Source organism: Bradyrhizobium sp. BLXBL-03, assembly GCF_051853015.1.
Classification (GTDB): Bacteria; Pseudomonadota; Alphaproteobacteria; order Rhizobiales; family Xanthobacteraceae; genus Bradyrhizobium; species Bradyrhizobium manausense.
Map to the genome: position 1 here is coordinate 342,791 of NZ_CP182470.1, position 20,995 is coordinate 363,785.

The 20,995-nt window shown below is 64.3% G+C and carries 25 protein-coding genes and 1 tRNA gene; 9 read left to right on the forward strand and 17 right to left on the reverse strand.

Features of this window, described 5'->3' with window-relative positions; genetic code table 11:
- The first annotated feature begins 69 nt into the window (after window positions 1–69).
- Together ACNJX9_RS01645 and panE are read left to right on the forward strand one after the other, a co-directional pair.
- Window positions 70–678 carry a 2-hydroxychromene-2-carboxylate isomerase gene (locus ACNJX9_RS01645; RefSeq protein WP_205668181.1) on the forward strand — a complete coding sequence of 203 codons (609 nt, stop codon included), beginning with the start codon at window positions 70–72 and terminating at the stop codon, window positions 676–678.
- A gap of 90 nt (window positions 679–768) precedes the next feature.
- The gene (panE, locus tag ACNJX9_RS01650) at window positions 769–1,692 is read left to right on the forward strand and encodes a 2-dehydropantoate 2-reductase (RefSeq protein ID WP_439407619.1); all 924 of its coding nucleotides are present in this window, start codon (window positions 769–771) and stop codon (window positions 1,690–1,692) included.
- Window positions 1,693–1,859: 167 nt separating this feature from the next.
- On the opposite strand, the gene ACNJX9_RS01655 is transcribed toward panE, so the two are convergent.
- The 4 genes from ACNJX9_RS01655 to ACNJX9_RS01670 form a co-directional block, all read right to left on the reverse strand.
- The gene (locus ACNJX9_RS01655) at window positions 1,860–2,453 is read right to left on the reverse strand and encodes a c-type cytochrome (protein ID WP_057740663.1); all 594 of its coding nucleotides are present in this window, start codon (window positions 2,451–2,453) and stop codon (window positions 1,860–1,862) included.
- Between the two features lie 215 nt (window positions 2,454–2,668).
- A complete protein-coding gene (locus ACNJX9_RS01660) occupies window positions 2,669–3,946 on the reverse strand; it encodes a PQQ-dependent sugar dehydrogenase (protein ID WP_057740666.1) in 1,278 nt (425 codons plus the stop codon).
- Between the two features lie 379 nt (window positions 3,947–4,325).
- Window positions 4,326–5,309 (reverse strand): NAD-dependent epimerase/dehydratase family protein, encoded by a 984-nt coding sequence (locus ACNJX9_RS01665; RefSeq protein ID WP_439407620.1) that lies wholly within the window; start codon window positions 5,307–5,309, stop codon window positions 4,326–4,328.
- 74 nt (window positions 5,310–5,383) lie between these two features.
- Window positions 5,384–5,458, reverse strand: a tRNA-Gly gene (locus ACNJX9_RS01670).
- A 272-nt stretch (window positions 5,459–5,730) separates the two neighbouring features.
- Here ACNJX9_RS01670 and trxA point away from each other — a divergent pair.
- Together trxA and ACNJX9_RS01680 are read left to right on the forward strand one after the other, a co-directional pair.
- Window positions 5,731–6,651: a thioredoxin gene (gene trxA, locus ACNJX9_RS01675; RefSeq protein WP_057740672.1), complete on the forward strand. Its 921-nt coding sequence runs from the start codon at window positions 5,731–5,733 to the stop codon at window positions 6,649–6,651.
- A gap of 30 nt (window positions 6,652–6,681) precedes the next feature.
- Window positions 6,682–7,359, forward strand: coding sequence for an LON peptidase substrate-binding domain-containing protein (locus tag ACNJX9_RS01680; RefSeq protein ID WP_439407621.1), 678 nt, complete (start codon window positions 6,682–6,684; stop codon window positions 7,357–7,359).
- An 83-nt stretch (window positions 7,360–7,442) separates the two neighbouring features.
- Here the strand turns inward: ACNJX9_RS01680 and ACNJX9_RS01685 are convergent, their stop codons facing one another.
- From ACNJX9_RS01685 to ACNJX9_RS01695, 3 genes are all read right to left on the reverse strand, one after another.
- Window positions 7,443–8,228 (reverse strand): hypothetical protein, encoded by a 786-nt coding sequence (locus ACNJX9_RS01685; protein WP_057740675.1) that lies wholly within the window; start codon window positions 8,226–8,228, stop codon window positions 7,443–7,445.
- A gap of 79 nt (window positions 8,229–8,307) precedes the next feature.
- On the reverse strand, window positions 8,308–8,913 hold the full coding sequence (leuD, locus tag ACNJX9_RS01690; protein WP_188107837.1) for a 3-isopropylmalate dehydratase small subunit: 606 nt from the start codon (window positions 8,911–8,913) through the stop codon (window positions 8,308–8,310).
- Between the two features lie 90 nt (window positions 8,914–9,003).
- Window positions 9,004–9,573: a pyridoxamine 5'-phosphate oxidase family protein gene (locus ACNJX9_RS01695; protein WP_439407622.1), complete on the reverse strand. Its 570-nt coding sequence runs from the start codon at window positions 9,571–9,573 to the stop codon at window positions 9,004–9,006.
- 103 nt (window positions 9,574–9,676) lie between these two features.
- Between ACNJX9_RS01695 and ACNJX9_RS01700 the strand changes: the two genes are divergently transcribed.
- Window positions 9,677–10,480, forward strand: coding sequence for a helix-turn-helix transcriptional regulator (locus ACNJX9_RS01700; protein WP_439407623.1), 804 nt, complete (start codon window positions 9,677–9,679; stop codon window positions 10,478–10,480).
- Window positions 10,481–10,484: 4 nt separating this feature from the next.
- On the opposite strand, the gene ACNJX9_RS01705 is transcribed toward ACNJX9_RS01700, so the two are convergent.
- A complete protein-coding gene (locus tag ACNJX9_RS01705) occupies window positions 10,485–10,883 on the reverse strand; it encodes a metallopeptidase family protein (protein WP_057740679.1) in 399 nt (132 codons plus the stop codon).
- Window positions 10,884–11,049: 166 nt separating this feature from the next.
- Between ACNJX9_RS01705 and ACNJX9_RS01710 the strand changes: the two genes are divergently transcribed.
- Window positions 11,050–11,331 (forward strand): hypothetical protein, encoded by a 282-nt coding sequence (locus ACNJX9_RS01710; protein ID WP_057740680.1) that lies wholly within the window; start codon window positions 11,050–11,052, stop codon window positions 11,329–11,331.
- A gap of 7 nt (window positions 11,332–11,338) precedes the next feature.
- On the opposite strand, the gene ACNJX9_RS01715 is transcribed toward ACNJX9_RS01710, so the two are convergent.
- Complete coding sequence (locus ACNJX9_RS01715) at window positions 11,339–11,560, reverse strand: hypothetical protein (protein ID WP_439407624.1); 222 nt, start codon at window positions 11,558–11,560, stop codon at window positions 11,339–11,341.
- Window positions 11,561–11,712: 152 nt separating this feature from the next.
- Between ACNJX9_RS01715 and ACNJX9_RS01720 the strand changes: the two genes are divergently transcribed.
- Entirely contained in the window at window positions 11,713–11,973 is a 261-nt protein-coding gene (locus tag ACNJX9_RS01720) for a hypothetical protein (RefSeq protein WP_439407625.1), read from the forward strand.
- 146 nt (window positions 11,974–12,119) lie between these two features.
- A complete protein-coding gene (locus tag ACNJX9_RS01725) occupies window positions 12,120–12,629 on the forward strand; it encodes a hypothetical protein (RefSeq protein WP_439407626.1) in 510 nt (169 codons plus the stop codon).
- Between the two features lie 113 nt (window positions 12,630–12,742).
- Here the strand turns inward: ACNJX9_RS01725 and ACNJX9_RS01730 are convergent, their stop codons facing one another.
- The 7 genes from ACNJX9_RS01730 to ffh form a co-directional block, all read right to left on the reverse strand.
- Window positions 12,743–12,952 (reverse strand): hypothetical protein, encoded by a 210-nt coding sequence (locus tag ACNJX9_RS01730; protein ID WP_271599582.1) that lies wholly within the window; start codon window positions 12,950–12,952, stop codon window positions 12,743–12,745.
- Window positions 12,953–13,044: 92 nt separating this feature from the next.
- Window positions 13,045–14,451: a 3-isopropylmalate dehydratase large subunit gene (gene leuC, locus ACNJX9_RS01735; protein ID WP_057740686.1), complete on the reverse strand. Its 1,407-nt coding sequence runs from the start codon at window positions 14,449–14,451 to the stop codon at window positions 13,045–13,047.
- Between the two features lie 422 nt (window positions 14,452–14,873).
- Complete coding sequence (gene rplS, locus ACNJX9_RS01740) at window positions 14,874–15,254, reverse strand: 50S ribosomal protein L19 (protein ID WP_011083318.1); 381 nt, start codon at window positions 15,252–15,254, stop codon at window positions 14,874–14,876.
- 110 nt (window positions 15,255–15,364) lie between these two features.
- Window positions 15,365–16,120, reverse strand: a complete 756-nt coding sequence (gene trmD, locus ACNJX9_RS01745) for a tRNA (guanosine(37)-N1)-methyltransferase TrmD (RefSeq protein WP_057740687.1) — start codon at window positions 16,118–16,120, stop codon at window positions 15,365–15,367.
- A gap of 108 nt (window positions 16,121–16,228) precedes the next feature.
- Window positions 16,229–16,786 carry a ribosome maturation factor RimM gene (gene rimM / locus ACNJX9_RS01750; RefSeq protein ID WP_439407627.1) on the reverse strand — a complete coding sequence of 186 codons (558 nt, stop codon included), beginning with the start codon at window positions 16,784–16,786 and terminating at the stop codon, window positions 16,229–16,231.
- Window positions 16,787–16,795: 9 nt separating this feature from the next.
- Complete coding sequence (gene rpsP / locus ACNJX9_RS01755) at window positions 16,796–17,128, reverse strand: 30S ribosomal protein S16 (RefSeq protein WP_057740692.1); 333 nt, start codon at window positions 17,126–17,128, stop codon at window positions 16,796–16,798.
- Between the two features lie 131 nt (window positions 17,129–17,259).
- Window positions 17,260–18,810 carry a signal recognition particle protein gene (gene ffh, locus ACNJX9_RS01760; protein WP_439407628.1) on the reverse strand — a complete coding sequence of 517 codons (1,551 nt, stop codon included), beginning with the start codon at window positions 18,808–18,810 and terminating at the stop codon, window positions 17,260–17,262.
- Window positions 18,811–19,125: 315 nt separating this feature from the next.
- On the opposite strand from ffh, the gene ACNJX9_RS01765 reads away from it, so the two are divergent.
- Window positions 19,126–20,190 (forward strand): MBL fold metallo-hydrolase, encoded by a 1,065-nt coding sequence (locus ACNJX9_RS01765; RefSeq protein WP_439407629.1) that lies wholly within the window; start codon window positions 19,126–19,128, stop codon window positions 20,188–20,190.
- A gap of 99 nt (window positions 20,191–20,289) precedes the next feature.
- Here ACNJX9_RS01765 and ACNJX9_RS01770 read toward each other — a convergent pair whose 3' ends face one another.
- The gene (locus tag ACNJX9_RS01770; protein WP_439407630.1) at window positions 20,290–20,994 is read right to left on the reverse strand and encodes an SIMPL domain-containing protein; all 705 of its coding nucleotides are present in this window, start codon (window positions 20,992–20,994) and stop codon (window positions 20,290–20,292) included.
- Between the last annotated feature and the right edge of the window lies 1 nt (window position 20,995).

Below are 20,995 nucleotides of genomic sequence, written 5' to 3' on the forward strand. Positions count from 1 at the left end.
TGGAGCAAAGCGAGATCAGAGAGCCAGGTCAAAGAGCCAGGTCAAAGAGCCAAGTCAGGGAGAACGAGATTGACCCGCACAGCCCCGCAATTCCTGTTCGACTTCGGCAGCCCGAACGCTTATCTCAGCCATCTCGCGATCCCCGCGATCGAGCAGCGGATCGGCGTCAAGTTCGAATATGTGCCGATCCTGCTCGGCGGCATCTTCAAGTCGACCAACAACAGATCGCCGGCGGAGACGCTGGCCGGCATCAAGAACAAGCGCGAATTTCAGGCCGTCGAGACCGAGCGCTTCATCAAGCGCTTCAAGGTCGAGCCTTACGTCTTCAACCCCCACTTTCCCGTCAACACGCTGAACCTGATGCGCACCGCGATCGCAGCGCAGCTCGAGGGCGTGTTCGAGAAATATGTCGACGCCGCCTTCCATCATATGTGGCGGGAGCCGAAGAAGATGGATGATCCCGAAATCGCGGCGAAGGCGCTGGCGTCTTCGGGCCTTGATGCTCAAAAGCTGTTCGCTCGCGCCCAGGAGCCCGAGGTGAAGGGCAAGCTGATCAAGAATACCGAGGAGGCGGTCGCCCGCGGCGCCTTCGGCTCGCCGACCTTTTTCGTCGGTAACGAGATGTTCTTCGGCAAGGAGCAGCTGCGCGAGGTCGAGGAGATGGTGCTGGAGAAGTGATTTTCGCATCCGGCGTAAACGCGCTAACTCTCTGGCGTCGTCCTGGCGAAAGCCAGGACGACGGCAAGAAACAATAACAAGGACAACCCCATGCGCATCCTCGTGGTCGGCGCCGGCGCCATCGGCGGCTATTTTGGTGGCAGGCTGTTGCAGGCCGGCCGCGACGTCTCCTTCCTGGTCCGCGCCAGGCGCGCCGGTGAGCTCGCGAGCGCGGGCCTCGTCATCAAGAGCCCGAATGGCGATGTGACGCTGAAAAATCCTCCGACCGTGCAGGCCGGCGCGATCAGGGACAGGTTCGACGTCGTGCTGCTCAGCTGCAAGGCGTTCGACCTCGATGATGCCATCACGTCGTTTGCGCCGGCGGTGGGCTCGAACACTGCGATCATCCCGATGCTCAACGGCATGAAGCATCTCGACATCCTCGATGCAAAATTCGGCAAGGAGCGCGTGCTCGGCGGTCTCTGCGCCATCGCCGCAACCTTGAACGAGAAGCGCGAAGTGGTGCAGCTGCAACCGATGCAGTCGATCAATTACGGCGAGCGCGACGGCACGATGTCGGATCGCGTCAAGGCGATCGACGAGACCTTCAAGAGCGGCATCAAGGGTGCCACAGCCAGCCTGAACATTTTGCAGGACATGTGGGAGAAGTGGGTATTCCTGTCTTCGCTTGCGGCGAGCACCAGCCTGATGCGCACCTCCGTCGGCAACATCCTCGCCGCGCCCGGCGGCCGGGATTTTCTGCTCGGCATGCTGGACGAGACCAGCGCGATCGCGACGGCATCAGGCTATCCGCCGGGCGGTCCGTTCTTCGAGCGCGTCAAGGGCAATCTCACCGCCGAGGGCTCGCCGATGACGGCCTCGATGTTCCGCGACATCAAGGCGGGCTTGCCGGTCGAAGCCGATCACGTGATCGGCGACCTTATCGCGCGCGCCGACGCGGCCAAGGTGCCGGTGCCGAAGCTGCGCATCGCGTATACGCATCTGAAGGCGTATGAGAAGCAGCGGGCGGGGTAGGTAGCAGCCGCACATTCGGTGTCGTCCCGGCGAAGGCCGGGACCGCGTGATCTATCGAAGATTACCGCGGCATGCGCCGGTAAACCCCGAGCCTTCGCCGAATTACTTTCGTGGCTGTGGGTCCCGGCCTTCGCCGGGACGAGTGAGTTTGCCGCAACAGCCCTGCGCTAGTTGAAATACGCCAGATAATGCGCCACCGCCGTGATTTCCTCGTCGCTCATGTGATAGGCGACGTCGGCCATCGCGGCGACGCCGCCGCCGACGCGCTGGCCCGCTTTGTAGTCGTGCAGCGCCTTGACCAGATATTCCTCGCGTTGACCTGCAAGCCGCGCGACGGCTTTGGTGCCGGCAAAGCTGTCCGTGTGACATGAGGCGCAGCGGCGGCCGACGGCAACCTGCGCGCCTTTCTTCGACAGATCCGGATCCTTGTCCTCGGCGGCCTTCGGCGGCGTCATCGCCGCGAAATAGGCGCCGAGGCTGCGGACGTCCTCGTTGGTGATCTCCTCTGCGATCGGCTGCATTTGCTCGTTCTTGCGCGAGCCGGCACGGAAGAACACGAGCTGCCATTGCAGGAACTGATCGGGCTGGCCGGCCAGCGAGGGAATGTTCTCGGTCTGCGAGATGCCGTTCTCGCCGTGACAGCCGGAGCAGACGGCCGCCTTCTCCTGGACGGCGGCGTTGTCGGCGGCGCTTGCGGGGACGAATGCGATCGCTGTGAGCGAGAGCGCGCCGATTGCGTACAAAGAATACTGACGGCGCATGGGGACAATTCCGATCTATCGAGTTCGTCGTTCCGGGGCGTGCGGAGCACGAGCCATGATGCGCAATTGCGCATCTGAGAATCCATAACCACGATTCGGGGTTATGAGTTCCGGACTGGCGCTGACGCGCAATCCGGAACGACGGGGGTGAGACTCTGAAACGAAAGAGGCTGCGGCGCCTTTCGAGGCCACCGCAGCCTCTTGGTCAGGTCGCGCTACTTCTTGCTGTAGCTGATGCGGTAGATCGCGCCGGCCCAGTCGTCGGCGACGAGGATCGAACCGTCCTTGGCGAGAACGATGTCATCGGGGCGGCCGAGATAACCCTGGTCACCCTCGAGCCAGCCGGAGGCGAACACCTCCTGCTTGGCGTTCTTGCCGTCGGGTCCGACGATCACGCGCATGATGCGGGCGCCCTGGTACTTATGCCTGTTCCAGGAGCCGTGCTCGGCGATCAGGATGTTGTTCTTGTACTCGGCGGGGAACTGGTCGCCGGTATAGAACTTCATGCCGAGCGGAGCGACGTGGGCGCCGAGGTTCAGCACGGGCGGCGTGAACTCGGAGCACTTGTGCCCCATCGCGAACTTCGGATCGGGAAGGTCGCCCTGGTGGCAGTAGGGATAGCCGAAATGCTCGCCGATCTTGTTGATCATGTTCAGCTTGTCGGAGGGCAGGTCATCGCTGACCCAGTCGCGCGCATTCTCGGTGAACCAGTACTTGCCGGTGCGCGGATCGACGTCGCCGCCGACCGAGTTGCGAACGCCGAGCGCCCAGATTTCGGCATTGCCGGTCTTGGGATCGACGCGCCGGATCTGCGAGACGCTGGTCGGCGGAATGCCGACGTTGAAGGGCGGTCCGAACGGAATGTAGAACCAGCCATCCTTGTCGACGGCGATGTACTTCCAGCCATGCGCGGCATAGGACGGCATGTCGTCGTAGACAACCTTGCCCTCGCCGGGATTGTCGAGCTTGTTCTCGATGTCGTCGTAGCGGATCAGCTTGTCGACCGCGATGACGTAGAGCGCGCCGTCCTTGACGGCGAGACCCGTGGGCATGTTCAGGCCCTTGAGGATGGTCTTGACCTCTTTCTTTCCGCCATTGTCCTTGATGGCATAGACGTTGCCGAGGCCGAACGAGCCGACGAACAGCGTACCCTTGTCACCCCAGGCCATCTGCCGCGCCGCCAGCACGCCGGAGGCGTAGACCTCCATCTTGAAGCCGGGCGGCAGTTTCACCTTCTTGACGATGTTGGCGAGCTCGGCGTCGGAGGCGCCGGTCGGCGGACCCGAGGGCGGCGCAAGGCCCTTCTGCGCTTCGGTTTCGTCGCCGAGGAACCAGTCGTCCGGCGGATGGGTCCAGAATTCCTTGGTGCCGGATTCGTACTTCTTCAGCGCCCGGTTCTTGTCCTGCTGTTGTTGTGCGCTGGCAACGCTGGTCCCGGCAAGAAGGGCAACCGCTGCAAGCGCCAACACGGATCGATGGATGATCGATTTCATCGCGTCACTCCCCTAAGGCAGCCATCGGGGCTGCACATTCTTGTTTTGCTGTGTGAGTAGGCGAAGTTCGAAGTCTGCCCGCGAGGCAGACGCAAAAAGGTTAGCACATCTGCGGGCCGTGAGAAGCGCGTCGCGTGCGCGGCAGTTGCGCTCAATCAAATGAGACGGATGTTCCTCACATCCTCGCGGGCGGCGACGACAACGTTCTCGCTGCAACGCGGAATCGGGATGGCGCCGCCTCTTTTGCGAGCAGCGAAGCAAGGCGACCGATACAAGGCTGCGAAAACAAACCCCATGCATAGAACGGCGAGGTGCCGGTTCGCGCACGGTGACGCCAGCCCCAGGTCTGAAACATCGTGCGATTTGGCAAAACCGGCGACTATTTCAGGACCGGGTAGGGCCCGTCGTCAAACGGCGTGTCGTGATAGCCCTTCGATCCCACCTCGCACGCCAGGGCGCTGCGGAAATCCGAGCCCGCGCGCAGGCTGCGCAGCACATGGGCGAAATCGAATTCGGGATGCCATCCGAGCTCGCGCCGCGCGCGCGCGTTGACATAGACGCGGTCGATCCCGGGGAACAGTCGCCAGCCGCGCGCGGCATAGAGCTCGGCGCAATCCGGGTAGAGCTCGCGCACGACATCGGCAGCATTGCGGGCGAGCGCGGCGAGCTGATGTTGCGAGAACGGACTGGTCGCCGAGACGATGTAACGGCCGAAGCCGATCGCGGGCGCACGCGCGACTGCAAGCAGATGGGCGCTGACCGCGTCCGCTATATCCAGCCGTCGATAGAGCAGCTCGTTGGCCTGCGCGTTGTCCAGGGCGTAGGCCGACCGCATCGCAGGATCGTCGTCAGCTTCAGGAAAGAACCGCGAGGTCCGCAGGATGACCACCGGCAGGCTGCTCTCGCGAAAGAACAGCTCGCACAGATTTTCCGCCATCAGTTTCGTGGTGCCGTAGATGTTCTTCGGCACCGACGCCAGCTCCTCGGTGACCCACACCGCCTGTCCCGCCTCGGGCCGCAGCTGCGCGCCGAACGCGCTGGTGGTGCTGGTGAGGACAAAGCTCTTCACGCCGGCAGCCAGCGCCGCCTCGAGCAGATTGAGCGTCCCTGAGACGTTGGTGTCGATGAAGGCCTGCTTGCCGTGGGTCGCCACATGCGGCTTGTGCAGCGTCGCGGTGTGGATCACGGCCGTGACGCCATCCATCTGCGCCCGGACGAAGGTGGGATCGACGATGGAGCCGACAGCATCGGTGAACGGCGAGGGCTTGAGGTCGATCCCGCGGACAGCGGAACTGCGCCCGCGGAGCGTGCGTAGAATGGCCTCGCCCAAATGACCCGCACTGCCGGTGACGAGAATTGTCATGTCAGCCCCAATCCAGCCGCCAGCAGCGTGGAAAACCACGGCTCAACCTGATTAAGCTGGATGCTGGGAAAAATTGGAGCGGGCGAAGGGGCTCGAACCCTCGACCCCGACCTTGGCAAGGTCGTGCTCTACCACTGAGCTACACCCGCATCCTGTGTCGGTCGCGTGACGCGCCGGCAACGGCTGTCGTATGCCAAAAGCGGGAGGCGAATGCAACAGCTACCGGCAGCATAGATGCGCATTCCGAGCCCCGATATGAGCCCTGGAGCGGCCGAATCGACCCAAAACGGCCCGGAACTGCCGAATCGGCTGCGACGGATTGAAATTCGGCCGGCCCGGCCCAATTTTAGGGCCTGAAACGAAGCATAGGCGATGGCGACGTGCTAAAGAGCCGCCATTCCAGACCAGACGAGGGGATCCCGTGACGATCATCGACCAGGGTAACGGAGCGGCCCCGGCTGCGGCCGATCTGATCAAGGACACCACCACCCAAACCTTCGTGAAGGACGTCATCGAGGAATCGAAGCGCCAGCCGGTGCTCATCGACTTCTGGGCGGAATGGTGCGGCCCCTGCAAGCAGCTCACGCCCGTGCTCGAAAAGGCCGTCAAGGCGGCCAAGGGCAAGGTCAAGCTGGTCAAGATGAACATCGACCAGCATCCGGCGATCCCCGGCCAGATGGGCATCCAGTCGATCCCGGCCGTGATCGCCTTCGTCAACGGCCAGCCCGCCGACGGCTTCATGGGCGCGGTACCGGAGAGCCAGGTCAACGCCTTCATCGAGAAGCTGACCAAGGGCGTCACTGCGCCGGGCGAGCCCAACATCGCCGAGATCCTGCAGGAGGCCGAGGCCGTGCTCGCCGAGGGCGACACTGCTGCCGCCGCGCAGATCTACGCCGAAGTGCTGCAGCATGATTCGACCAACATCCCCGCGCTTGCCGGCCTCGCCAAATGCTACGCCATTTCGGGCGCGATGGAGCAGGCCAAGCAGACGCTGGCCATGGTGCCGGAATCCAAGCGCAACGACCCGGCCGTGAAGGCGGTGCAGACCGCGATCGATCTCGCCGAGCAGGCCAAGCAGCTCGGTCCAATTGCCGAGCTGGAACAGAAAGTCGCCGCAAATCCGCTCGATCATCAGGCGCGCTTCGACCTTGCCACCGCGCTGAACGCGAAGGGCGACCGCGCAGCCGCGACCGAGCAGCTGCTCGCAATCGTCAAGCGCGACCGCAAATGGAACGATGACGGCGCCCGCAAGCAGCTGGTGCAGTTCTTCGAAGCCTGGGGCGGTGCAGACGAGGCAACCGTCGAGGGCCGCAAGCGCTTGTCGACCATCCTGTTCTCATAAGCTCAGGTCGCAATTCAGGCGGGGACTGAGATGCCGATCAACATCGAATATCGCGGCCCCGCCGACCTGCCGGAAATCATTCCGGTGTTTCCGCTGCCGGGCGCGCTGCTGCTGCCGCGCGGCCAGATGCCGCTCAACATCTTCGAGCCGCGCTATCTGGCGATGGTCGACGACAGCTTCCGCGACGGTCATCGCCTGATCGGCATGATCCAGCCTGACGTGGCGCATTCGCCGAAGAATTCCGATAGGCCGGTGCTGTTCCGCGTCGGCTGCGTCGGCCGCATCACCCAGCTCGCTGAATCCGGCGACGGCCGCTACATCCTCGAGCTGACCGGCGTTGCCCGCTTCAGGGTGATGGAGGAGCTCGACGTGCTTACTCCCTACCGGCAGTGCAAGGTCGATTTCTTCGCCTTCACCGACGATTTCAAGGCTCGGCTGGGTGAGGAGGCGGTCAACCGCGAGGCGCTGCTGGTGGCGCTGGCGGAGTTTCTGAAGGCCAACAATCTCAAGGTCGACTGGGAGGGCGTCGAGAGCGCGCCCAACGAGGCGCTGGTCAATGCGCTGGCGATGATGTCGCCCTATGGCCCGGCCGAGAAGCAGGCCATGCTGGAAGCGCCTGACCTGAAGACCCGCGCCGAGATCCTGATCGCGGTGACCGAGATGGACCTTGCCAAGAAACGCACCAGCGGCGATCCGCCGCTGCAGTGACGGGCGCGGTGCATCCGCGAAGGCGGTGTGCTCCCTCCCTCGCGGGCGCAAGCGGGAGAGGGGGCGCACTGCCTGCGTGGCCGCTACCCGAACCGCTCCACCGCCCAGGCGAACAGGCTGCCCGGAATCGGCGGCTGCAGCGAGCGGCCCTTGCCTGAGATGTGCAGGCCGATCACGTTGGGATCGGTGACGATACCGAGATAGCTCGACGGCTCGAAGAACAGTCTTGGCTCGGAATGTACCGCGTAGAACGATCGCTTCGGCAACGCCTTTTGCAGATCGCCCGAACGCTTGGCGAGGATGGTCAGTGCCGGAGGCCCGAAGATGGCGATGCGAAGGTCGGACAGACGCTGCGAGCCGCCGCTCAGCTTCCGTATCGCAAAGCTCAGGCGATGGCTCGGCGACAGCCATTCCGGCGTCAGCTCCTCCTGCGCCATGAGATTCTCGAAGGCGCCGACGATCTGGTGGTCGGGCGGCAGATAGAGCACGGAGTTGCCGAGCCGGCGGGATCGCTCCCAGGCAAAGTATGGCTCTGCCGGATCGATCTCGACGGGTTTGAGCAGCAGCACGTCGGCGTCGAGCCAGAGGCCGAGATGCTTCGCCATCAGCTTGATGCGGAAGAAGTCGCTGAACTGAAGTGTGGTCCAGTCGCGCCAGCTGCCGTCAGGTTGCGGCGGCCGCAACCGTTCGGAGAAGGCGTGCGGCAGGATCGCTTCGGCGTCCGCATTCTCGACGCCCGCGGGGAGGCCCGGGATGGTGTCGAAACTATAGACCGTGACCTTGTGGCCGGCCGCCAGCTGCGAGCGCAGGCAGGTCTGGCGTAGCGCGTCCATCGGGCCATGCCAGAAGGTGACGATCTCGGGAAGCATGAGGCGAGCTATACGGGAAAACGAGGGCAAAGAAAAAGCCCCGGCGCGACAAGCGCCGGGGCTCGAATGAGACTTGAACTCAGGCCCAGGCGCGTTCGCGCTTGAGCTTCTCCTCATAGCTGTCGATCGAGGACTTCTTCTCCATCGTCAGCCCGATGTCGTCGAGGCCGTTGATCAGGCAGTGCTTGCGGAACGGGTCGATCTCGAACTTGACCTTGCCGCCATCGGGGCCGCGGATCTCCTGGTTGGGCAGGTCGATCGTCAGCGTCGCGTTGGCGCCGCGCTCGGCATCGTCGAACAGCTTGTCGAGGTCCTCCTGCGAAACGCGGATCGGCAGAATGCCGTTCTTGAAGCAATTGTTGTAGAAGATGTCGCCGAACGAGGTCGAGATCACGCAGCGGATGCCGAAATCGAGCAGCGCCCAGGGCGCGTGCTCGCGGCTCGAGCCGCAGCCGAAATTGTCGCCGGCGACCAGCACCTTCGCGTTGCGATAGGCTGATTGGTTGAGGACGAAATCCGGGTTCTCGCTGCCGTCGTCCTTGTAGCGCTGCTCGGAGAAGAGCCCCTTGCCAAGGCCGGTGCGCTTGATGGTCTTGAGGTACTGCTTCGGAATGATCATGTCGGTGTCGACATTGATGATCTTCAGCGGCGCCGCGACGCCTTCCAGCGTGGTGAACTTGTCCATCTCAGGATTCCCGGTTCGAAGTCAGGGGAGGCTGTTTAGCCCGGTTGGCGTATAAATCCTAGGCCGGATTCGGCAGTCTTGATCTGTCAGTCAGCTTGGCGGAGCCATGCTGTCAGGGGCAAAGCCGGTCGGCAGGCCGTCGATGCTCTTCATGTTCTTCAGGCCCCAGTACTTTCGCAAGTTGTTGACGCCCTGCGCCGTCCAGTAACGGATGAGGCTGCCACGCTCTTCCCGGTAGTCGAACAGCGGCACGCCCATACCGCACGAGGTCTGCACGAGGTCGACCGAGAGGCGCACGATCTGGCGGGCGCCAGTCATGTCCTCGAACCCTGGGGCGAGCTCGGTATATTCAGGCGTGCCGCGCATGATCGATCGGCCCTGGCCATAGAGCCGCAGGATCATCGGCGGGCCTTCGAAAGCGCAGAACATGATGGTGAGGCGCTTGTCATCCGATGCGATCAGGTGCGCGCGGGTCTCGCTGCCGCTGCCGGTGCAGTCGAGATAGGCGACGTCGTTCGCTCCGAGCACAAGGAACGACGACAGGCCCTTGGGGGAGACGTTGATGCGTCCCTTCGGCGGGGCGCTCGCGACGAAGAAGATCTTCTGCCGCTCGATGAAAGCCCTGTGCTCGGGTTCGATCCCGGTGAATTGCTTGCCCATGTCCGTGGGTCCTCTGTTCGGTGACAGCGCCTCGGAGGCAAAGAAGCTAACACATCTCGGGTACCGGTTTAAGAACATAAGATATGCTGGTATAACAACCACCATGAAACGAGCAGATCCGATCGCTCCGGCGCTCTCGCTCAGCGCATTCTTGCGGGCGCTCCGGGAACGTCAGTCTCCGGTGGAATTCGGCCTCGCCGCGGGACCACGGCGGCGCACGCCCGGCCTCCGGCGCGAGGAGGTCGCCCAGCTCTGCGGCTTGAGTGTCACCTGGTACACCTGGATCGAGCAGGGGCGCGATGTGTCCGTCTCTGCTTCGGCACTTGCGCGCATCGCCCGCGGATTACGCCTGTCACCTGCCGAGCGCGCTTATCTGTTTGAAGTCGCGGGCAAGCGCGATGCCGAGCGGCCGGGCCACAGAGACGATCCACCCGGGGAGATCCTGGCCTGCGTCGATGCAATCGATGGTCCCGCCTACATCCTCGATCGCACATGGAGCGCCCGCCGCTGGAATGCGAAAGCGTCGCGCTTGTTTGCAGGATGGCTCGATGATGACGGTGAAAAGAACCTGCTGCGCTACATCTTCCTCCGGCCGGAGGCGCGAAGCCTGATCCTTGACTGGGCGTCCCGTGCGCAGCGCGTCGTCGCCGAGTTCCGTGCCGCGGTGACAGCCTACTCCGACGATCCGGACATTCGCCGGCTCGTGGAGGAGCTGAGACTGGCAAGCGCGGACTTCGAACGTTGCTGGGACACACAGGGCGTCCTGACCCGCGAAGGCGGCGAACGCGCGTTCAATCATCCGACCATGGGACTGCTACATTATCAGCAGGTGTCGCTATCGCTCGCGGGCTGGCCCGACTATCGGCTGACGATGCTTCTGCCTGCGCCATCGCCGCGCGATCGATGATTTCCTATTCGGCCTGCGCCTCGATCGCTGCCATGTCGTCGTCCGAGAGACCGAAATGGTGGCCGATCTCGTGGATCAGGACGTGACGGACGATATGGCCGAGGCTCTCGTCGTGCTCGGCCCAGTAGTCCAGGATCGGGCGGCGGTAGAGCCAGACCATGTTCGGCAGCCGTGCCACGTCGCCAAGACTCTGCTGGGGCAGGCCGACGCCCTGGAACAGGCCGAGCAGGTCGAACTCGCTCTCGCAGTCCATCTCGTCGAGCACCTCCTCGGTCGGGAAGTCGTCGACGCGGATGATCAGGCCCTCGCAGAGCCCGCGAAACTCCGCCGGCAGGCGCTCGAAAACGTCGTGCGCCGCAGCTTCCATCTCGGCCAGCGAGGGCGCTTTCAGGTCCATCCACATGCGCACCTCTTAGCGCGGGTTTCGCAGCGATGCATCCGGCTTTATAAGCGCGTGAGGTTGACGGGCGCGGCCAAAACGGGGAGCGTGGGGGCCGAGCGGGCCTCGGTCGAGGGTGGTTCAGGTGGGCGATAAAATGCGAGCAAAAGCAGCGGCGGCTCTACTGTGCATGGGGTTGTTTTCGCAAGTCGGCATGAGTGCCCAGGCAGAGACGGCCGGCACTGTCGTCCGCCTGGCCCAGGCGGTGTCGCCCGACGACATCCCGCCGCCGCGAAAGCGGCCCCAGACCCGCCTGCGCGTCACGCCCTATGACAGCCCTGACGGCGTCTATCCGCGTTACAACCCGGGCCCCGACGCGGTCCGCGAGTGCAACGTTGCCTATGTGCAGGAACACAGGCCCAGCGGCACCGTGATCACGCCGCATATGAGCTGCTACTGGCGTCGCGGCTGATACCGGGTCAGTGCCCGCGCAGCGCGCCGATCAGGCCGGCGCCGACGACCAGCGCGGACACGCCATAGACCAGGATCGCCATCACCAGCTGCGTCGTCTGGCTTGCCGTGCCGCTCTCGACGCCCGGCCCCTGCGAGGCCAGTGCCGAGCTCGCACCAAGGACGACGCCAAGCGCAATGCTCGCTGCGATGGCGAGGCGGGATATCAGCAATGTTCGAAACTGTGTCATGACCATCTCCTGCATTCGCTCGACCAGAAGATACGTACGTCGCTGACGGCTGGTTGTTCATCCCTAGCAGATTCAGGTGCAGCGTTCCAGATTGGCCGCTTTTGACTTGCAGGCCGCCGCGTGATCCTCTCATGTTGCCGGCGGAGGTCGTCATGACGAGATGGATCGCATTGACCGTTGCTGCGGGGCTCGCCGCAAGCCTGCCTCACGCCTCCGCTGCGCAGAAGGTGACCAAGCTGCCTGACGCCTCCGCGGGCCGCGCGGTGTTCGATGGGCGACGGCACGTGCGATACGATGCTGCCCGCTACGCTCCGCGGCCTGATCCGCACTACTATGCGCGGCCCGTCTATTACCGTCCCTATCCTTACGCTGTGCCCGCGCCCTTCGTGCTCGGCTACGGGCCGTTCTGGTGACGCGGCATGCCTTGCGCGGCGCGTCGTTCATTCATGGCGCATTCACGTCGCCGTCTCTAGTTTAACCGCGTGAGCGACTGCAAATGAACAGCGACCGCGGGACGACGACGCCGCGATGACGCTGTCCAATTTCAGGGAGACATTCCATGCCGAGGATCATGCGTCCCGGGACAAGCTCGCTGCGCCTGCTCGGGCTCGCCGCCGTTGCTGCTCTGCTGTTGTCGTCAGGACTTGCGCGCCGCGCTGAAGCGATGACGCCGATCAATCCGACCGCGCTGCCCGCGGCGAAGGCTGCAAGCGACGACATGATGATCCAGGTCCGCCATGGCGGTGGCGGTGGCGGTGGACATTTCCACGGCGGCGGCGGACATTTTGGTGGCTTCCATGGCGGGGGAGGGCACTTCGGTGGCTTCCACGGTGGCGGCTATCGCTATGGCGGCTTCCACCACTTTGGCGGACATGGCGGCTACCATCGCCACTGGGGCGGCACCTTTCGCCCGTACTATGGCTATCGCCACTTCCACCGGCGCTATTATTACGGCGGCTATTATCCCTATTATCACTATCCGCGCCGCTGCCGGATCATCTGGACCTATTACGGCCCCCGCCGCATCTGCCGCTGGCATCGCTGGCACTATCCGTACCGCTATTGGTGATGTGAGTCGTCATTCCGGGATGGCGCATAAGCGCCAGACCTGGAATCTCGAGATTCCGGGTTCGTCCTTCGAACGCCCCGGAATGACTGCGGATCGTGACGACACTCGTTGGCTCAGAGCCAGCCCTTCACATTCCACGACGACGGCTTCCACCGCATCAAGGTCTCGATCTTCCACTGCTTGAACATCGCCGGCGGCCAGCGGCTGAGCTTCGAGGTCTCCTCGACCTCGGGCTTGGCGACGATGTGCAGCTGCGGCGCGCGCCGCCGGTGCTGGCGGGTCGCCTCGCCGATCAGATCCACATATTCAGGCTTGTTGGCCATGAGACGTGTCCTCGCGAGATCGTCGCGAGGACACTGTCGGCGCTGCGGCTTAACGACGGCTTGCCGCGTTCGCTCAAATTGGAGGGAGCAGCTTAGCGCCAGTCCCTGACGTCGACGAAGTGGCCCGCGATCGCGGCGGCCGCGGCCATCGCCGGCGACACCAGATGCGTGCGGCCCTTGAAGCCTTGGCGGCCTTCGAAATTGCGGTTCGAGGTCGAGGCGCAGCGCTCTTCCGGCTTCAGCTTGTCCGGGTTCATGGCGAGGCACATCGAGCAGCCGGGCTCGCGCCATTCGAAGCCGGCCTTGATGAAGATCTTGTCGAGCCCCTCGGCTTCGGCCTGCTCCTTCACGATGCCGGAGCCCGGCACCACCATGGCGTTGACGTTGGCGGAAACGGTCTTGCCTTCGGCAATCTTCGCTGCCGCGCGCAAATCTTCAATGCGGCCGTTGGTGCAGGAGCCGATGAAGACGCGGTCGAGCTTGATGTCGGTGATCTTCGTCCCCGCCGTCAGGCCCATATATTTCAGCGCGCGATGCTTGGAGAGACGCTTGGCCTCATCAGCGATCTTGTCAGGATCTGGCACGATGCCGGTGACCGAGATGACGTCCTCAGGTGAAGTGCCCCAGGTCACGATCGGCGGCAGCTTTGCTGCATCGAGCCGCAGCTCGTGGTCGAAATGCGCGCCGTCGTCGGAGCGCAAGCCCTCCCAGTAACGCATCGCCGCATCCCAGGCCGCGCCCTTCGGCGACTTCGGCCGGTCGCGCAGGAAGTCGTAGGCCTTCTGGTCGGGCGCAACCAGACCGGCGCGCGCACCGCCTTCGATCGACATGTTGCAGACCGTCATGCGGCCCTCCATGGAGAGCGCGCGGATCGCATCGCCGGCATATTCCAGCACATAGCCGGTGCCGCCTGCGGTGCCGATCTCGCCGATGATGGCGAGAATGATATCCTTGCCGGTCACGCCGTCAGGCAATTTGCCGTCGACGGTGACGCGCATGTTCTTTGCCTTCTTCTGGATCAGCGTCTGCGTCGCCAGAACGTGCTCGACCTCGGAGGTGCCGATGCCGTGCGCGAGCGCGCCGAACGCGCCATGCGTCGAGGTGTGGCTGTCACCGCAGACGATGGTGGTGCCGGGCAACGTGAAACCCTGCTCGGGGCCGATGACGTGGACGATGCCCTGGCGCTTGTCGAACTCGTTGTAATATTCGATGCCGAATTCCTTGGCGTTCTCGGCCAGCGCCTTGATCTGCTCGATGCTCTCAGGATCCGGGTTCGGCTTGGTGCGGTCGGTGGTCGGCACGTTGTGGTCGACGACGGCGAGCGTCTTCTCGGGCGCATGCACCTTGCGCCCTGTCGCGCGCAGGCCTTCGAACGCCTGCGGCGAGGTCACCTCGTGCACCAGATGGCGGTCGATATAGAGCAGGCAGGTGCCGTCCTCGGCTTCGTGCACCAGATGGTCGTTCCAGATCTTGTCGTACAGGGTGGTCGGCTTGGACATGAGCTTCAGCTCCGAAGGAATGTGTGTAAGCGATGAGCGCGGCGGGCCGCGCAGGGCAACAAAATCGTCAGCGCAGCTTTTAGGCTGCGCGCGTAAGTTCTGACGTTGCCGAGGTCGCGAAGCGTCCGAAGAACCGGCCAGGCAGCCGCGAGCGATCGTCGATGACGATGCGCTGGGGGCTCACGAAGCTGGTCAGATCTGGAAACATTCTAGAAGCTATATAGCACGCAGCGCTAAAAGCGCGAGAGTTTCAGCTCGTCATTGCGAGGAGCTCTTGCGACGAAGCAATCCAGGACTGCCTCTGCGGAAAGACTGGATTGCTTCGCTGCGCTCGCAATGACGAGGTCGGGGAGAGACTACTGCAAAACAAAAAGCGCGGAGCCGAGCCCCGCGCTTTTCGAATATTCGTCTGGTTGCGAAGCTTACTCGCCGACGGCGGCCTGGCGGTCCTGCTTCTCGACGATGCGGGCCGACTTGCCGCGCAGGTTGCGGAGGTAATAGAGCTTGGCGCGACGGACCTTGCCGCGGCGCACCACCTTGATCGAGTCGATCATCGGCGACATCACCGGGAACACGCGCTCGACGCCTTCGCCGTAGGAGATCTTGCGGACGGTGAAGCTCTCGTTGAGGCCACCGCCGGAACGGCCGATGCAGACGCCTTCATAGGCCTGCACGCGGGTGCGGTCGCCCTCGACGACCTTGACGTTGACGATCACGGTGTCGCCGGGACCGAATTCCGGAATGTCCTTGCCGGCGGACAGCTTGTCGAATTGCTCTTGCTCGAGCTGCTTGATCAGGTTCATGGGTAAATCTCCATCGGCGCGCCCAGCCTTTACAAACGGGGGCTGCGCGAAATTCGTCTATCCAGCCATTGCGGATGTGGCCGCTCCTATAAGGCAAGCCGGAGCGTTTGTCACCCGTCTGTCTTGTTTTTTGGCGTTTTTTGGCGTCCGGGCCGATTCGGGGCTTTGGGCGGGATTTGGGCCCATAAATCAGGCCGCCGGGCCGCCGTCAGGGCCTCGGATTGCGCCCGCCGCCAGGCGGCGACCTTGGCATGATCGCCGGAGGTCAGGATCTCCGGGATCGGAACCCCTTCGAACAACTGGGGACGCGTGTATTGAGGGTATTCAAGCAGGCCGTCGGAAAAACTCTCCTCGGCTCCCGAAGCTTCCTTGCCCATCACGCCCGGCAGCAGCCGGACGCAGGCGTCAATCAGCGCCATCGCGGCGAGTTCGCCCCCTGAGAGCACGTAATCGCCGATCGAGACCTCCTCCAGGCCACGCGCATCGATCACCCGCTGGTCGATCCCTTCGAATCGCCCGCAGACGATGAGGGGGCCGGGGCCCTGGGCGAGTTCCACCACGTGAGCCTGGGTCAATGGCCGACCGCGCGGGCTCATCAGCAGGCGAGGGCGCTCGGGACCGATGTCGGCGGCATCGATAGCCGCCGCCAGAACGTCGGCCCGCAGGACCATGCCCGGGCCGCCGCCGGCGGGAGTGTCGTCGACGCTGCGATGACGGTCCGTGGCGGAAGCCCTGATATCCCGCGCCTCGATCTGCCAGAGGCCGGAGGCCAGCGCCCGACCGGCCAGGCTCACGCCGAGCGGCCCCGGAAACATTTCCGGAAACAGCGTCAGCACCGTCGCGCGCCAGGGGGTGGGGTTCGTCATAGTGCTCTAAGAAATCCGTCGTCCCGGCGAAGGCCGGGACCCATAGCCACCGCAGCCGGTTTTGCGATGATCGAAGCCATCAGCTTAGCCAAAAACCACGGCCTGTGTTTATGGGTCCCGGCCTTCGCCGGGACGACTCGTGGTGGGATCGTTGCCTCGCTCCTCGCCCTCGATCTCCTGCGGCAGCGCGATCACGACACGGCCGCCTTTGAGATCGACCTCAGGCACCACGGCGTTGGAGAACGGCAGCAGCATCGTCGCGCCTTTAAGCGGGGCGATCTCGATGATGTCGCCGGCGCCGAAATTATGGATCGCGAGCACGCGGCCGAGTGCGTCGCCGTCGGTGGTGATTGCGGCGAGCCCGATCAGATCGGCGTGGTAATATTCGTCCTCGTCGGTCGCGGGCAGCTTTTCGCGCGCGACGTAGAGCTCGATGCCGTTGAGGCGCTCGGCCTCATCACGGGTCGCGATGCCCTTGAAGGTTGCGACCAGATGATCCCGGGCCTCGCGGATTTGCGCCAGCTCGAACTGGCGCTTGCCGTCCTTGGAGAGAAGCGGACCGTAGCGCTTCACGGCAAAGGGATCTTCGGTGAAGGTCCACAATTTGACCGCGCCGCGCACACCATGCGCGGCGCCGATCCGCGCGACGCAGATCAGCGCCGACATGCCTGGCCCTTAAGCCTTCGCGGCGGCTTCGGCCTGCGCCTTGCGCTCCTTGCGCGGCACGGCCTTCTCGGGATTGTTGCGCGCTTCGCGCTTCTTGACACCGGCGGCATCGAGGAAGCGAGACACGCGGTCCGACGGCTGTGCGCCCTTGGCGAGCCAGGCCTTCACCTTGTCCATGTCGAGCTTGAGGCGGGTCTCGTTGTCCTTCGGCAGCAGCGGGTTGAAATAGCCGAGACGCTCGATGAAGCGGCCATCCCGGGGGAAACGCGAGTCGGCGACGACGACGTGATAGACGGGACGCTTCTTGGTGCCTGCGCGGGCGAGGCGGATAACGACGGACATTTAGTTCTCCTGAGTAGCGGTTAATTCAAAGGTTGATGTGGTTCGTCATTGCGAGCGCAGCGAAGCAATCCAGGAAAGCATCCGCGGAGAAAGTCTGGATTACTTCGCTGCGCTCGCAATGACGGGTGAAGTCACTTCTTCTTCCCCGATCCGGGGAAGCCGCCGAGCCCGGGCAGGGTCGGCTTGCCGCTGAGGCCCGTGAGCCCCGGCAGATTCGGAAGTCCTTGGCGAAGTCCGGGCGGCAGATCCTTCGGCAGGCTGGGCAGACCCTGCCCGCCGCCGCCCATCTTCTCCTGCAGCGCCTTCATCTCTTCCGGCGAAGGCATCTTCATGCCGCCGCCAAAGCCCATCGCCTGCGCGATGCCGGCGAGCGGGCCGCGCTTGCCCGAGCCCATCGCCTTCATCACGTCGGCCATGTTCCGGTGCATCTTCAGCAGCTTGTTGACGTGCTCGACGCTCTGGCCGCTGCCGGCAGCAATGCGCTTCTTGCGGCTCGCTTTCAAAAGATCCGGATGACGGCGCTCGTCGCGCGTCATGGAATCGATGATCGCGACCTGACGCTTCAAGATCTTGTCGTCGATGCCGGCGGCCGCGATCTGGTTCTTCATCTTGGAGATGCCGGGCATCATGCCCATCAGGCCGCTGATGCCGCCCATATTGGCCATCTGCAGCAGCTGCTCGCGCATGTCGTTGAGGTCGAACTGACCCTTGCGCATGCGCTCGGCGGTGCGCGCGGCTTTCTCGGCGTCGATATTGGCGGCGGCACGTTCGACCAGCGAGACCACGTCGCCCATGCCGAGGATGCGGCCGGCGATACGGTCGGGGTGGAAATCTTCCAGTGCGTCGGTCTTTTCGCCGGTGCCGATCAGCTTGATCGGCTTGCCGGTGACCGCGCGCATCGACAGCGCGGCGCCGCCGCGGCCGTCGCCGTCAACACGTGTGAGCACGATGCCGGTGAGGCCGACGCGCTGGTCGAACGAGCGCGCGAGATTCACCGCGTCCTGGCCGGTGAGGCTGTCCGCAACCAGCAGCACTTCGTGCGGGTTCGCAGCCGCTTTGATCGCAGCTGCTTCCGCCATCATCTCCTCGTCCAGCGTGGTGCGGCCGGCGGTGTCGAGCAGCACGATGTCGTAGCCGCCGAGCTTGCCGGCCTCCAGCGCGCGCTTTGCGATCTGCGGCGGCTGCTGGCCCGCCACGATCGGCAGGGTCGGAATGTCGAGATCGCGGCCGAGCACGGCGAGCTGCTCCATCGCCGCCGGGCGATAGACGTCGAGCGAGGCCATCAGCACCTTGCGCTTGTCGCGCTGGACCAGGCGGCGGGCGAGCTTGGCGGTGGTGGTGGTCTTACCCGAGCCTTGCAGGCCGACCATCATGATCGGCACCGGCGGCACCGAATTGACGTCGATGGTCTGGCCTTCGGCGCCGAGCGTGTTGATCAGCTCGTCATGGACGATCTTGACCACCATCTGGCCTGGCGTGACCGACTTGACGACGGTGGCGCCGATCGCCTGCTCGCGCACGCGTTCGGTGAAGCTGCGCACGACCTCGAGCGCAACGTCGGCCTCGAGCAGCGCGCGGCGCACCTCGCGCATCGCGGCATCGACGTCTTTTTCGGTCAGCGCACCGCGCCCCGTCAGACGATCGAGAATGCCACCAAGCCGTTCCGACAGATTGTCGAACAATGAAGTTGTCCTTGTCCTGCTCGCCAGAATGGCGATCTTCCAAACACCTTTGCGCCCGAGGGCGCATCGCGCTGTCGGGCGTTGACCTCCGGCCTCCAGGGCCGGTCGGCGGGTCGAAAAGAAAGCCTTTCCGAGAAAGTGGCGGGGTTAAACGCCGCTCGCGCCCAAAAGTCAAGGAAAGTTAAGGCGCCGGGATGCCGTTTCCAGGGTAAGGCCTTGAAAGCAGGCGCTTTCCGACGATGGGTTCCTTTTTTCGCGCGCCCGCCCATATAGCCGGTGATGTCTTGCCGCCGCGACCAGCCCTGAGCCCCCGCCGTGCCGATCACCCGCCGCCGACTGTTCGGAGTGCTTGCCGGCGCCGGCGCGCTGATCGGTGTCCCGCCCCTCTGGATATCCAGCATGAAAACCTATGACGGCCCCGTTTCGGACCATTTCAACGGTCTGCATTTCTTCGACCCGGACGGCTCGCCGCCAAAATCGCTCCGCGAGGTGCTGCGCTGGCAATTCAGCGGCGGGCGGGAGCGGGCCAAATGGCCTGTGTGGGCCCCGAGCCCTCATGCCGATACGCCGCCCGAGCGCGTCGATGGCGGCAGGGTGCGGCTCTCCTTCGTTGGCCATGCCAGCTGGCTGATCCAGGCCGGCGGCCTCAACATCCTCGTCGATCCGGTCTGGTCCTCGCGGGTCTCGCCGGTCAGCTTTGCCGGGCCGAAGCGGCACAACGATCCCGGCATCGCTTTCGAAAAGCTGCCGAAGGTCGACATCGTGCTGGTCTCGCACGGCCATTACGATCATCTCGACATCGCGACGCTGTCGCGGCTCGCCAAGAACTTTGCGCCGCGCGTGGTGACCCCGCTCGGCAACGACGTGACGATGCGGAGCTACGATTCGACGATCAAGGTGGAGGCCTTCGACTGGCACGATCGCGTCGAGCTCGGCGGCGGCATCGCCGCGACGCTGGTGCCGACCCGGCACTGGACCGCGCGCGGCATGTTCGACCGCAACAAGGCGCTGTGGGCGAGCTTTGTGCTGGAGACGCCGGCCGGCAAAATCTACGTGGTCTGCGATTCCGGCTATGGCGATGGCAGCCATTTCCGCCGCGTCGCCGAGAAGCACGGGAAGTTGCGTCTGGCGATCCTCCCCATCGGCGCCTACGAGCCGCGCTGGTTCATGCGCGACCAGCACATGAACCCGGAAGATGCGGTGAAGGCGCTCGGTGATTGCGGCGCCGAGCAAGCGCTCGGGCATCATCACGGCACGTTTCAATTGACGGATGAGGCGATCGACGCGCCGGCGAAAGCGCTCGTGGAAGCGCTCTATGCCGCCAAGATTCCGCAGGAGCGGTTCGTGGCGATGAAGCCGGGGCAGGTGGTGGAGATTTAGCGTCAATCTCCGCTGTCGTCCCGGCCTCGTGCGCAATTGCGCACGGGGGGCGGGACGACAGCTTCGTTGCGGCAAGCCGCGAGCCTCTTACGAAGCCCTTTACTGCTCTTTCGGCTTGATCGCCCAGCTCACATTCACCGTCACCGACAGCGTTTCCTCGCCCGGCGCAACCGCAGCAGGAGCAGCCATTGGAGCGGCGGTCATCCGCGCCTTGAACAGCGGCACCGGCGCGCCGCCTTCGGAGACGCTGAGCGGCGCCCCCAGCGTGACGCCGGTGGCCTTGGCGTAGATCTCGGCCTTGCGGCGGGCGTCGGCGACCGCCTGCTCGCGCGCGTCGTCGAGCAATTTGGAGGCTTGCGTCACCTCGAACGAGATGTTGCCGATGTCGTTCGCGCCCGCGCCGACCAGGATGTCGATGACGCCAGCGACCTTGGTCACGTCGCGAATCTTCACGGTGACGCGGTTGGAGGCGCGGAAGCCGACCACGGGCGAAGCGCCGGTCGAGCGGTTCGGCGCATATTGCGGCTGCAGCGACAGGCGCGAGGTCTGGTAGTCCTTCTCGGGAATCCCCGCGCCCTTCAGCGCCAGCAGCACCTTGCCCATCGCCGCGTTGTTGGCATCGGACGCTTCCTTGGCCGATTTGGCGTCGTTGGCGACGCCGGCGTCGATCTGCGCAAGGTCAGGCGCCGCCGAGACCGTGGCCTCGCCGCTGACGGAGATGGCGGACGGGAAATCGTCGGCGCGTGCGGGCATTGTCAGCATCGTGGCTGCGAAGATTGCAGCGAGGGCGGCAGGCTTTTTCATC

What these genes read in the sequence shown, in the direction of transcription:
- ACNJX9_RS01725 (WP_439407626.1), top strand. Translation starts at nt 12,120, where the DNA reads ATGCCGAGGATCATGCGTCCCGGGACAAGCTCGCTGCGCCTGCTCGGG.
- leuC (WP_057740686.1), bottom strand. Translation starts at nt 14,451, where the DNA reads ATGTCCAAGCCGACCACCCTGTACGACAAGATCTGGAACGACCATCTG.
- ACNJX9_RS01770 (WP_439407630.1), bottom strand. Translation starts at nt 20,994, where the DNA reads ATGAAAAAGCCTGCCGCCCTCGCTGCAATCTTCGCAGCCACGATGCTG.
- trmD (WP_057740687.1), bottom strand. Translation starts at nt 16,120, where the DNA reads ATGACGAACCCCACCCCCTGGCGCGCGACGGTGCTGACGCTGTTTCCG.
- rplS (WP_011083318.1), bottom strand. Translation starts at nt 15,254, where the DNA reads ATGAACCTGATCAAGCAGCTCGAGCAAGAGCAATTCGACAAGCTGTCC.
- ACNJX9_RS01705 (WP_057740679.1), bottom strand. Translation starts at nt 10,883, where the DNA reads ATGTGGATGGACCTGAAAGCGCCCTCGCTGGCCGAGATGGAAGCTGCG.
- ACNJX9_RS01710 (WP_057740680.1), top strand. Translation starts at nt 11,050, where the DNA reads ATGGGGTTGTTTTCGCAAGTCGGCATGAGTGCCCAGGCAGAGACGGCC.
- ACNJX9_RS01700 (WP_439407623.1), top strand. Translation starts at nt 9,677, where the DNA reads ATGAAACGAGCAGATCCGATCGCTCCGGCGCTCTCGCTCAGCGCATTC.
- leuD (WP_188107837.1), bottom strand. Translation starts at nt 8,913, where the DNA reads ATGGACAAGTTCACCACGCTGGAAGGCGTCGCGGCGCCGCTGAAGATC.
- rimM (WP_439407627.1), bottom strand. Translation starts at nt 16,786, where the DNA reads ATGTCGGCGCTGATCTGCGTCGCGCGGATCGGCGCCGCGCATGGTGTG.
- ACNJX9_RS01685 (WP_057740675.1), bottom strand. Translation starts at nt 8,228, where the DNA reads ATGCTTCCCGAGATCGTCACCTTCTGGCATGGCCCGATGGACGCGCTA.
- ACNJX9_RS01695 (WP_439407622.1), bottom strand. Translation starts at nt 9,573, where the DNA reads ATGGGCAAGCAATTCACCGGGATCGAACCCGAGCACAGGGCTTTCATC.
- ACNJX9_RS01680 (WP_439407621.1), top strand. Translation starts at nt 6,682, where the DNA reads ATGCCGATCAACATCGAATATCGCGGCCCCGCCGACCTGCCGGAAATC.
- ACNJX9_RS01660 (WP_057740666.1), bottom strand. Translation starts at nt 3,946, where the DNA reads ATGAAATCGATCATCCATCGATCCGTGTTGGCGCTTGCAGCGGTTGCC.
- ACNJX9_RS01720 (WP_439407625.1), top strand. Translation starts at nt 11,713, where the DNA reads ATGACGAGATGGATCGCATTGACCGTTGCTGCGGGGCTCGCCGCAAGC.
- ACNJX9_RS01655 (WP_057740663.1), bottom strand. Translation starts at nt 2,453, where the DNA reads ATGCGCCGTCAGTATTCTTTGTACGCAATCGGCGCGCTCTCGCTCACA.
- ACNJX9_RS01665 (WP_439407620.1), bottom strand. Translation starts at nt 5,309, where the DNA reads ATGACAATTCTCGTCACCGGCAGTGCGGGTCATTTGGGCGAGGCCATT.
- rpsP (WP_057740692.1), bottom strand. Translation starts at nt 17,128, where the DNA reads ATGTCCGTCGTTATCCGCCTCGCCCGCGCAGGCACCAAGAAGCGTCCC.
- panE (WP_439407619.1), top strand. Translation starts at nt 769, where the DNA reads ATGCGCATCCTCGTGGTCGGCGCCGGCGCCATCGGCGGCTATTTTGGT.
- ACNJX9_RS01730 (WP_271599582.1), bottom strand. Translation starts at nt 12,952, where the DNA reads ATGGCCAACAAGCCTGAATATGTGGATCTGATCGGCGAGGCGACCCGC.
- ACNJX9_RS01715 (WP_439407624.1), bottom strand. Translation starts at nt 11,560, where the DNA reads ATGACACAGTTTCGAACATTGCTGATATCCCGCCTCGCCATCGCAGCG.